We start from the raw sequence: 10,649 nt of genomic DNA on the forward strand, positions 1-10,649 counted from the left end.
CTCACCAGCTGCTCCCCGCGAGCAACCCCCCGATGGCCGAGGAGGCCCGCTAGAAATGTCTAGAATCACTCGCTTCGGTGTCGCCCTCATCCTGGGACTGGCCTTCCTGGTGGCCATCCCCGTCCAGGCCACGCTCGTCCACGCGGCTGACACTCGTACGGCGGCCGTACGCGTGCTCAGATACGACGCGAGCAGAGCCGCGGAGTTCCGGTCCGCCGTGGATCAGGCGGCACAGATTTGGAACTCCAGCGTCTCGAACGTGCGGCTGGTGGCCGGCAGCCCGGCGGACTTCGTGGTGCTCGCCGACAACGGCTGGCCTCGCGCGCAGCCCACCAGCCTGGGCCGCGGAACCGTGTGGATGGGACGGCAGGCGACCGCCGAGGGCCACAACCCGCTGCGTATCGCCACCCACGAGATCGGCCACATCCTGGGCCTGCCCGACCGGCGCACCGGCCGGTGCACGGACCTGATGTCCGGCGCGAGCGCGGGCACGAACTGCACCAACCCCTACCCGAACGCGGCGGAGAAGGCCGAAGTCCAGCGGAACTTCGCCGGGTTCGCCCCGGCGATCGACTTCGGTGAGATCTACGTCGACAGCCCGGAGCGCGTGGCGTCCTAGCTGATCATCCAGGTACCCACGGGCACCTCGCCGGTCCGGCCGAACCCATCGGCCGGGCCGGCGAAGGCGTGTCGGCTCGTGTTCGCCGGGAGCCCCGGCTCTGACCATGGGTCACGACAGGAGTTTCTCGAAGCAGTGGGAACCCGCGAGCCGTTCGTACGGAGGAAAGATCGGGACAGGGGTGTATCCCTCCCTCCGGTACAGCCTCACCGCGTCCGGCTGGCGGTCACCGGTCTGCAGGATGATCCGGGACGCGCCCAGCGCGCGAGCCGCGTCCTCCGCCGCGGCCAGCAGGGCTCGCGCCACGCGGGTGCCCCGATGCGAGGGGACCACGAACATCCGCTTGAGCTCCAGTTCTCCGCCGAGCCTGCGCAGCGCCACGTGCCCGACGGGAAGCCCCTCCGCCGAGTACGCGACCCCGCTGTAGGCGACGGTCTCAGGCTCGACGTCCATGCCCCGGGGCAGCAGGCCGGGGGTGGCGGCGAGCAGGTCGGCGTAGCGGGCGCCCATCTCCTCGGTCATGGCCTGGCGCAGCGCCACAGCCGCACCGTCGTCCCAGGGAACGGGCCTGACCGTGACCAGGCCGGCTCCCTTCGCGAACGCGGTCACAACAGCCCCACTTCCTCTCCGTTCCCGCGGTCACGGACCGTCCGGAACTTCCGCATGGCGCCGGCCCGGACCGGCGTCGCCCGCCAGGCCATCACATTCTCACAACTTTAACTCTACTTAAAAGGTAGGTAAAATAGGATTTTTTACCAATGTCCGCGGTGCCTCCCAGAGGATCGACCGCCGGGCGATGGGAAGGAACCGGAGGTGACCCGTTCCCATATCAGCGTCTCGGTGGACGCACACGCCCGGCCCGAGCAGGTCTTCTCCGTGCTGACCGACTGGTCGAGGCACGACGAGTGGATGGTCCTGACCCGGGCACGAATCACCGCCGGGAACGGCCGTAGCACCGGGAGCCGGCTGGCGGCCTTCACCGGCGTGGGACCTCTCGGGTTCCTCGACACCATGGAGATCACCGAGTGGGACCCGCCCAGGAGCGTGGGGGTCCGGCACACGGGGCGGCCGGTGCGCGGCACCGGGGTCTTCCGCGTGCTGCCCCGCGAGGGCGGCGGCAGCACGATCATCTGGGAAGAGGATCTCGACCTGCCGTTCGGCGCGGCCGGACGACTCGGCTGGCTGGCGGTCAGGCCGCTGAACGCCGCGCTGTTCCGGCTCTCACTGCGCCGCCTGGCCGCGCTCAGCGATCGGTGAGGCTCCGAGGACCGGCCGCCCCTTCGGAGGCGGCCGGCTCGTCACGGATGACCTCCCCGTGCAGGATCGGACCCGAGCCGGGCGGCCTCCCGGCGTCGCGCAGCACGTCGAAGGGCGAGCCGTCGCCGAACGGCGAACCGAGTCCGGCGCCCGCCGCGTTCCTGGCCATGATGGTGCGCACCCGGCGGGCGAAGAACCAGGCGCCGAGCCTGCGGACCACCGGCCGGGTGAAGGGCAGCAGGCACAGGACGCCCAGCACGTCGGAGAGGAAGCCGGGGATGAGCAGCAACGTGCCGCCCACGAGGGTCAGGCCGCCGCCGGCGAGTTCGCGGTCCGGCATCCGCCCGCTCTGCAGCGCGCTCTGAAGGTTGCGCCAGGCCCGGCGGCCCTCGCGGCGCACGATCCAGGAACCGAGCAGGCCCCCGGCGAGCAGAAGGGCCAGCGTCGTCCAGCCACCGATGACCTGACCGACCTGGATGAGCACCAACACCTCAAGGACCGGCACTACAAGGAAGGTCAGGACCAGCAGAAAGCGCATCTTTGCCTCAACTCATGCGACAGCCGTATGACATGACAACGCTGCGGAGCGGTCGTGCGTTCCGCGTTCGCTCAGCGTGGACGCGTCTTCGGCGGAGCCTTGGGACCGCACCCTCGCCGTACCCCGAGGATCAGCGACCGCGGCGGCGGCGCAGACGCGCGGGCAGGCCCATGACACCCCAGGCGGCGACCCGCCAGAAGGCTTCGACCACCACGCCGCGTCCCATCTTGCTGGTCCCGATGGTGCGGTCCACGAAGGTGATCGGCACCTCGGTGACGCGCAGCCCGTTGCGGACCGTACGCAGGGTCAGGTCCACCTGGAAGCAGTAGCCCTGCGACTCGACGTCCTCCAGGCCGATCTTCTCCAGGGTGGCGGCCCGGTAGGCACGGAACCCCGCGGTGGCGTCGCGGACCGGAAGGCCGAGCATGAACCGGGTGTAGACGTTGGCGCCGCGCGACAGGAACTCCCGCGAGGCCGGCCAGTTGACGACCTTGCCGCCGGGCACCCAGCGGGAGCCGATCGCCAGGTCGGCCCCGCGGGTCAGCCTGTCCAGCAGCTTGGGCAGTTCCTCTGGCCGGTGGGAGCCGTCGGCGTCCATCTCCACGAGGACACCGAAGCCCTCCCCCAGGCCCCAGCGGAAACCCGCGATGTAGGCCGCGCCCAGGCCCTGCTTGCCTCCCGGCCGGTGCAGCACGTGGACGTGGTCGTCATCGGCCACCAGCTTGTCGGCGACCGCCCCCGTGCCGTCGGGGCTGTCGTCGTCGACGACCAGGAGGTGCGCCTCGGGCACGGCCTCGCGCAGCCGCCGGGTGATCATCGGCAGGTTCTCCCGCTCGTTGTACGTCGGGACGATGACGAGCACCCGACCAAGCATCCGCTCCATCACGCGTCTCCCACCTGCTGATCGTCTTTTCGGATCACGGAGTGCCCCACGCCGCGCGTCCGGCGCCGCCAGGCGACGGCCACCGCGCCCGCACCCACAAGTATCAAGGCCCATTCGGGCAGCGCGCCCACGCGCGTGGCGATGGTCTGCGCGGTCCTGACGGGGACTGTCAGGACGTTCATGGCGGGCACCAGTTCCCCGGTGCGCCAGGCGATCGAACCGCTTGGAGTCACATATGCCGATATACCCGTAATTGCGGAAGTGATCACCGCCCGATTGTGCTCCACGGCCCGCAACTGGGACATGGCGAGTTGCTGCGGCGGCAGGTTGGTCAGTGCGTAGGTGGCGTTGTTGGTCTGCACCACCAGCGGCGAGGCGCCCGTCCTGGCGGTGTCGCCCACGATGCCGTCGAAGGCCACCTCGTAGCAGTTGATCGCGCCGATGGTCACCGGCCCCATCCTGAGGTCGCCGTCGCGGGTGCCCGCCACCGACTGCTTGCCGACCAGGGAGGCGCGTTCGAACAGGGCCAGCACGAGCTCCTTGAGCGGGGTGTACTCCCCGAAGGGGACCAGCTGCTGCTTGTCGTAGTGGGCGCCGGGCCCGGTCACCGGGTCCCAGACCAGACTGCGGGTCGCCCGGTTCTTCTCCCCGATCCCGACCACCGCGCCGACCAGGACGGGCACCCCGATGTCCTTGACCGCCGCGTCGATCTCGCTCCTGGCGAACTCGCTGCGCAGCGGATCGATGTCCGTGGAGTTCTCCGGCAGCACGACCAGGTCGGGGCGGGGGGTCCTGCCCTCCCTGATGTCCCGCGCCATCTGGTGCAGCATCCTGGTGTGGTTGCCGAGGACCACGGCCGGCTCGTCGCCCAGCGGGTGCATGCCCCGGCCGGGGACGTTGCCCTGGATGACACCGACGGTCACGTTCTCGCCCTCGTCGCCGTACCTGGGGACGGCCAGCGCCCCGGCCGGCACGGCCAGCGCCCCGGCGAGCGGCCACGCGACGGCCCGCCCCCAGCGCGGGCCCCTGGCCCCTCCCTGTGCCGGAGACGTGCGCGGAGCCGTGAACGACCGTGACACCGCCAGCGCGAGCAGGCCACCGCACAGGGCCACCGCGAAGCTCACCAGCGGCGCCCCGCCGAGTGCCGCGTACGGAGTGAAGATCGACTCACCCTGGCTGAAGGCCACCCGCGCCCAGGGGAACCCGCCGAAGGGGAACTCACCCCTGGCCCACTCGGCCGCCACCCAGAGCGCGGCGCTCCACAGTGGCCACAGGCGCAGCCTGGCCACCAGGGCGGCGCCCGCACCCCAGGCGGCGTAGAAGACGCTCTCCATGGCGACCAGCCCCAGCCAGGCGTCGATACCGATCGGGCTCACCCAGCGCAGGCCGGGCAGCAGCAGGGCGAGCCCGGCCAGCAGGCCCAGCCAGGCGCCACGGCGCGGGCGGGTGCCGTGCACCGCCAGGAGCGCCAAGGCCATGCCGAGCGGAGCGAGGAACCAGAACCCGAGCGGCGGGAAGGCGAGGAAGATCAGCAGGCCACCGGCCACCACGCCCGCGACGCGGGCGGGCAGTTCCAGACGGGAGGGGAGAGGCGAGACCGCCTCACCTGCCGGGTCGTCCGTCTCGGACGCCTCCGGCACCGGGGCGGCCGTCTTCTCCTGCACCACGGGCGGGGCTCCTTGCGATGTCGTACGGGCCGGCGACGCCCGGTCCTCCTGCCCGAACGCTACCGCCCAGCGGGCACGCCCCCAAAAAGTTCCACGACATATTCCTCATAAGCCCACCAGAACGCCCTGAAACCAGCAAACCCCCAGAAGGGCTCCCGTACCCGGCAACGGGGCGGTCCGGGGTGTCCTTCGACACCCCGGACCGCCCCGACGCTTGCGGCGCTCGCACGGGAGCGGGAAGAGAGCCCGGGCAACCCTTCGGACCGGTTCCGTCCCGTCGGCGGCGAGCGCGGATTGCCGTTGTCTACTGGGTGCCCGGACCCCTCCTGGGTCCAACCCCCCGCCCGGAAGGAGTGCCCCGCCTCGACGGACTGCCGGCCCTGCGTCTGGCTGAACGGACGGGGTCACCCCCGTCACGGGCGCAGGAAACGACGATGTCGGAAGGCGGCCGACCGGCCAGTCCCGTGCTGGACTGGGCAGCAAACTACCGAGCCCAGCGCAGATGTCAACCGTGTCACTAACAGCGGAAACATCAAGTTTTCGCAGCTGGGACATGATCGACGAGAGCCGTCAATGGTCTCATGTGATCCGATGTCTCTCAAGTCGAGCGAGGGCATCGGGAAGCGGACCGTCATGCACGACGCCAAGCCGCTGGGTCGCGCGGGTCAACGCCACGTAAAGGTCGCTGGCCCCGCGCGGGGACTCGCCCAGGATCGACTCCGGTTCGACCACGATGACCGCGTCGAACTCCAGCCCCTTGGCCTCGGCGACGGTCAGCACCGCCACCTGGGCGTCCAGGGCGGCGGACCCCGGACCGGCGACCGCGCCGTCGACGGAGCGGAGCACCACCTCTCCGAGTTCCCGTGCGCGCGACTCGGGGACGATCACGACAAGTCGCCCACCCTCCACGATCTCGGCCTTGACGACGTCGCCGAGCGAGGCCGTCGGTGAGTCCGCCCACGGGCGCGTCCCGGTCTCCCTGACCGAGGCCGGGGCCTTCAGCGCCGGATCGACCAGGGTGAGCACGTCGGCGGCCACCGCCATCAGCTCCGCCGGGGTGCGGTAGTTGACGCTGAGGGTCTCCTCGCGCCAGCGCCCGGCCACGTAGGGGTCCAGGACCCGGCCCCAGGAGCGCGCCCCGGCCGAGGACCCGGTCTGGGCCAGGTCGCCGACGATCGTCATCGACCGCGTCGGGCAGCGTCGCATCAGCATCCGCCAGTCCATCGGCGACAGCTCCTGCGCCTCGTCCACGATGACGTGGCCGAAGGCCCAGTTGCGGTCCGCCGCGGCGCGCTCAGCGGTGGTCAGGAAGACGTCGTCGCCGAGATGGCGGGCGGCGAACTTCTCGGCGTCCATGATGTCGGAGAGCCCGGTCAGCTCCAGGACCTCCTTGGCGTACTCGAGCTGGTGCTGCCGCTCGTCGAGCGCGGCGGCCCGCTGCGCCGCCTGCTCCTCCTCGGCCATCCAGGCCCCGGCCCGCAGCACCGCGGGGTCGATGTCGCCGAGCAGTTCGGCGGCCTCGTCCAGGAGCGGCACGTCGGACTCGGCCCACCAGTTCTCCCCCTTGCGGGGCGGCTCGCGCAGCATCAGCTCCCGCTCGGCCTCGCCGAACTCGGCGGCGGCGTGGTCGAGGCGCTCTCGGGAGGTGAACAACCCGATCAGGAGCTGCTGTGGTGTGACGTAGGGCCAGAGCCGGTTCAGGGCCGCCTTGACGGGCCGCTCGGTACGGAGCTCCTCGCGGATGTCGGCCAGCTCGTCGTCGTCGATCATCCCCTTGCCCAGCTGCCTGGCCGCCTGGCGGGCGAGCGCGTTGAGCAGGTGGCGGACGAAGATCGAGCGGGCCTCGTTGTGCGCCCGCCTGGAGCGGGCCGCCCTGTTGCGCGCCGCCTCCAGGACGTTGCCCTCCAGTCGCAGGGTGTAGCGGTCGAGGCGGATCTCGATCGGCTTGCGCGGCACCCGCTGCCGCTCGCGCACGGCCCGCGCGACGACCTGGGCCATCCGGGAGTCACCCTTGAGCCCGGCCACCTCCGAAGGCTCCTTGCGCCCGGGAACGACCCCCGGGTACAGCTCGGAGACCGTCGACAACAGCACGTCGGTCTCGCCCAGGGAGGGCAGCACCTGCTCGATGTAGCGCAGGAACGTCAGGTTCGGCCCGAGGATGAGCACCCCCCTGCGGGCCAGCTTCTCCCTGTGGGTGTAGAGCAGGTAGGCCGCGCGGTGCAGCGCGACCACGGTCTTGCCGGTCCCGGGACCGCCCTGCACGACCAGCACCCCGTCCAGGTCCGAGCGGATGATGCGGTCCTGCTCCGACTGGATGGTGGCCACGATGTCGCGCATCCGCCCGGTGCGCCGAGCGGCCAGGGAGGCGAGCAGGGCGGCCTCCCCGTTGAGGGTGGCCACGTCCTCGTCCGTGAGGTTGTCGAGATCCAGGAGGTCATCGTCGATCCCGATCACCCTGCGGCCCTTGGTCTGCAGGTGGCGGCGGCGGGTGACGCCCATCGAGGCCGCGGGGGTGGCGCCGTAGAAGGGCTGGGCGACCGGGGCGCGCCAGTCGATCAGCAGTCGGCGCTGGTCGTCGTCGGCCATGCCGATGCGGCCGATGTAGAGGGAGGTGTCGTCGGCGTTGTCGAGCCGGCCGAAGCACAGGCCGTTCTCGACCGCCCACAGGCGGCCCAGGCGCTCGGCGTACATCCCGGCGAAGGTGTCGCGCTCAGAGCGGTTCTGGTGCGTGCCCCCGCTCCCTCCCTGCGCGAGGACGCCGTCCAGCTGCCGCTGGGTGCGCTCGCGCAGCAGATCGAGCCTCGCGTAGAGAGCGGAGACATACTCCTGCTCCTTGGTCAGCTCGATTTGACGGGTTGCCGTCGCTCCATTATCGTTGCTAGTAATGGGATACTCCGGACCATTGCGCTAGTTGTTATGACAAACCATCACCCTAGCAGGTCCGTCGAGAAGTTTACCCGCCCCTGAGCCATCACAGCTTCATTGCGACGCCTCCTGCCCGCTTGACGGGGATCCGCCGGGTTCCTTACATTCACTCGAAGTTAGGAAAGTTTCCTAACTTCGCCTCATCGGTGAATGCGAGGACGCACACGGAGGGCCAGTGAAGCAGCCGACGCCGGGCACCCCGAGCCTGCTGCGCGCGATCAACGACCGCGCCGCCCTGCAGGCACTGCTGGAGCGCGGCCCGCTGACCCGCCCGGAGATCGGTGCCCTCACCGGCCTGTCCAAGCCCACCGCCTCGCAGCTGCTCATCCGCCTGCAGGAGGCGGGCCTGGTCGTGCTCAACGGCATCCGCGAGGGACTGCCCGGCCGCACCGCCGAGGTCTACCGGCTCAACCCGGCCGCCGCGTACGCCGCCGCGATGGACGTCACGCGCGCGGGCATCGACGTCAGGGTCGCCGACATCACCGGCGCCGTGGTCGGCGAGTACCACCTGCCCACTCCCGGCCGCTCCGGCGGCGACGCGGTGGATCGGGTCGCCGCCGCGCTGGAGGGCGCGGGTGCTCCGGAGACGCCGCGGTGCGTGGTCATCGGCGTGCAGGGCACGATCGACCCGGGCACCGGCAGGCTGGCCTACGCCACCAGCAGGGACATGCCCGGCTGGCACATCCCCGACCTGGTCCGCACCCTCGGCGACGGCCTGGGCGTACCGGTCGCGATAGAGAACAACGTCAACCTCGTCGCCCAGGCCGAGCAGGCGCACGGCGTGGGCCGGGGCCACCGGGACTTCGTGCTGCTCTGGGCCGACGAGGGCCTGGGCGCGGCGCTGGTCCTCGGCGGCCGGCTGCACCGGGGCGCCACCGGCGGCGCCGGCGAGATCGGCTACATGCCCACCCCCGGCGCGCCGACCGCCAGGGAGACCGGCCGCTACGCCAACCACGGCTACCAGGCACTGACCGGCGGCCCCGCGGTGCTCAAGATCCTCCGGTCGTACGGCGTGCGCGGCGGCGCCCCCGCGCAGGCGGTGCTGAACGCGGTGCGGGCCGCCGCGTCCACCGGCAGGCGCGCCGACGACGCCCGTGCCGGGCTGCGCGACATCGCCTCCCGGCTGGCAGTCGGGCTGGCCTCGATCACCTCGGTCATCGACCCCGAGATCATCGTACTGACCGGCGGGACCCTGCTCGCGGGCGGCGACACCCTGCGCGAACTCGTCGAGCACGAACTCCACGCGCTGACCATCCCCCGGCCACCGCTGCTGCTGTCAACCGTCGAGGGCAATCCCGTCCTCGCCGGCGCGCTGGATCTGGCCCTCGCGACCGCGCGCGAAGAGGTCTTCGGCTCCACAGTCCTCTCTTGATCCTCCCGCGTATCCCCCCCACCCCCAGGAGGCAGCCGTCGTGCACCGACGCTTTCTCACCCTCACCCTCGCCACCCTGACGGCCGCCGCTCTGACCGCCTGCACCGCGGGCACCGAGGGCGCGCCCACGCTCGGTTCGCGCCCCAAGCCCTCAGGCTCGGCCTCCGCCGCCCTGCCGGCCTCGGCCATCGAGCTGTGGCACGGATTCTCCGCACCCGGCGAGGTCAAGGCGTTCGAAGACGCCATAGCCGGATTCCGTACGAAATTTCCCCAGATAACCGTCAAACTGGTCAAGGGCGTCCAGGACGAGCAGATCACCCAGGCGGTGCGCGGCGGGAAGGCCCCTGACATCGCCTCCTCCTTCACCACGGACAACGTGGCCCAGTGGTGCCGCAGCGGAACGTTCCAGGACCTCACCCCGGTGATCGGACAGGACGGCATCGACCTGTCCGTGCTGCCCGAGGTCTCGCGCTCCTACACCGAGTACGAGGGCAGGCGGTGCGTGATGCCCCTGCTCGCCGACGCGTACGGGCTCTACTACAACAGGGCCCTGATGAAGGGCTCCGAGCCGCCCAAGACGCTCTCGGAGCTGACCGAGCTGACCAAGAAGCTCACGGTCCGTGACGCGGAGGGCAACATCGAGGTCGCCGGGTTCATCCCGAGTTTCCAGTACTACGAGAACTCCGCCTCGCACCTCGCCCCGATGGTCGGCGCCACCTGGTACAAGCCGGACGGCACCTCGGCGATCGGCTCCGACCCGGCGTGGCGGGAACTGCTGCGCTGGCAGAAGGACCTCGTCGACTGGTACGGCTACGACAAGCTGGAGAAGTTCCGCAAGAGCCTGGGCCAGGAGTGGTCGGCCGGCCACCCGTTCTACAAGGGCAAGGTCGCCATGGTCCTGGACGGCGAGTGGCGTAACGCCATGATCGCCGGTGAGGCCAAGGACCTCGACTACGGCACCGCACCGCTCCCGGTCTCCGACACCAGGCCCGACCTGTACGGCAGCGGCTTCACCGCGGGCACCGTGATCGGTGTGCCCAAGGGGGCCAAGAACCCGCAGGCGGCCTGGGAACTGGTCAAGTATCTGACCACCGACACCTCGGCGCTGGTCACGCTCTCCAACGCGCTGCGCAACGTGCCGACCACCAAGGCCTCGCTGGAGTCCCCCGACCTGGACAAGGACCCGAACTTCCAGACATTCCTCGACATCTTCGCCCATCCGAAGACGAGCACGGTCCCGGCGAACGTCAACAGCACCTTCAACCAGGACACGGTGCAGGAGTTCCTCGGCCGGTGGGAGAAGGGGGCGGTCACCGACCTCGACGCCGAGCTGGCCAAGGTCGACAAGCGTCTCGACGACAAGCTGAAGCTCTCCGGGGGCTGAGCCT

9 protein-coding genes are annotated in these 10,649 nt (G+C 70.7%); 4 read left to right on the forward strand and 5 right to left on the reverse strand.

The features are described 5' to 3' along the window. The first annotated feature begins 55 nt into the window (after window positions 1-55). Window positions 56-619, forward strand: a complete 564-nt coding sequence (locus ACFQVD_RS13110; protein ID WP_343974119.1) for a snapalysin family zinc-dependent metalloprotease — start codon at window positions 56-58, stop codon at window positions 617-619. 111 nt (window positions 620-730) lie between these two features. Here ACFQVD_RS13110 and ACFQVD_RS13115 read toward each other — a convergent pair whose 3' ends face one another. Further along, window positions 731-1,228, reverse strand: a complete 498-nt coding sequence (locus tag ACFQVD_RS13115) for a GNAT family N-acetyltransferase (RefSeq protein ID WP_343974116.1) — start codon at window positions 1,226-1,228, stop codon at window positions 731-733. Window positions 1,229-1,432: 204 nt separating this feature from the next. Here ACFQVD_RS13115 and ACFQVD_RS13120 point away from each other — a divergent pair, with 204 nt between their 5' ends. Then, window positions 1,433-1,876: an SRPBCC family protein gene (locus ACFQVD_RS13120; protein WP_343974113.1), complete on the forward strand. Its 444-nt coding sequence runs from the start codon at window positions 1,433-1,435 to the stop codon at window positions 1,874-1,876. Here the strand turns inward: ACFQVD_RS13120 and ACFQVD_RS13125 are convergent. The 4 genes from ACFQVD_RS13125 to ACFQVD_RS13140 all read right to left on the reverse strand — a co-directional run bounded on the left by ACFQVD_RS13125 (window position 1,863) and on the right by ACFQVD_RS13140 (window position 7,655). Then, window positions 1,863-2,414: an FxsA family protein gene (locus tag ACFQVD_RS13125; RefSeq protein ID WP_343974110.1), complete on the reverse strand. Its 552-nt coding sequence runs from the start codon at window positions 2,412-2,414 to the stop codon at window positions 1,863-1,865. The two genes, ACFQVD_RS13120 and ACFQVD_RS13125, sit on opposite strands and share 14 nt — an antisense overlap. 130 nt (window positions 2,415-2,544) lie before the next feature. Further along, window positions 2,545-3,297: a polyprenol monophosphomannose synthase gene (locus ACFQVD_RS13130; protein WP_343974107.1), complete on the reverse strand. Its 753-nt coding sequence runs from the start codon at window positions 3,295-3,297 to the stop codon at window positions 2,545-2,547. Further along, window positions 3,297-4,964, reverse strand: coding sequence for an apolipoprotein N-acyltransferase (lnt, locus tag ACFQVD_RS13135; RefSeq protein ID WP_343974104.1), 1,668 nt, complete (start codon window positions 4,962-4,964; stop codon window positions 3,297-3,299). Before lnt ends, ACFQVD_RS13130 begins: the two co-directional genes overlap by 1 nt. A gap of 579 nt (window positions 4,965-5,543) precedes the next feature. After that, window positions 5,544-7,655 (reverse strand): HelD family protein, encoded by a 2,112-nt coding sequence (locus ACFQVD_RS13140; RefSeq protein WP_343974101.1) that lies wholly within the window; start codon window positions 7,653-7,655, stop codon window positions 5,544-5,546. A 409-nt stretch (window positions 7,656-8,064) separates the two neighbouring features. On the opposite strand from ACFQVD_RS13140, the gene ACFQVD_RS13145 reads away from it, so the two are divergent. Further along, window positions 8,065-9,261 carry an ROK family transcriptional regulator gene (locus ACFQVD_RS13145; protein WP_364151583.1) on the forward strand — a complete coding sequence of 399 codons (1,197 nt, stop codon included), beginning with the start codon at window positions 8,065-8,067 and terminating at the stop codon, window positions 9,259-9,261. A gap of 40 nt (window positions 9,262-9,301) precedes the next feature. Further along, window positions 9,302-10,645 (forward strand): extracellular solute-binding protein, encoded by a 1,344-nt coding sequence (locus ACFQVD_RS13150; protein ID WP_343974092.1) that lies wholly within the window; start codon window positions 9,302-9,304, stop codon window positions 10,643-10,645. Window positions 10,646-10,649 lie beyond the last annotated feature (4 nt).

The sequence above is a fragment of the Streptosporangium amethystogenes subsp. fukuiense genome (assembly GCF_042665875.1).
GTDB classification, from domain to species: Bacteria; Actinomycetota; Actinomycetes; order Streptosporangiales; family Streptosporangiaceae; genus Streptosporangium; species Streptosporangium fukuiense.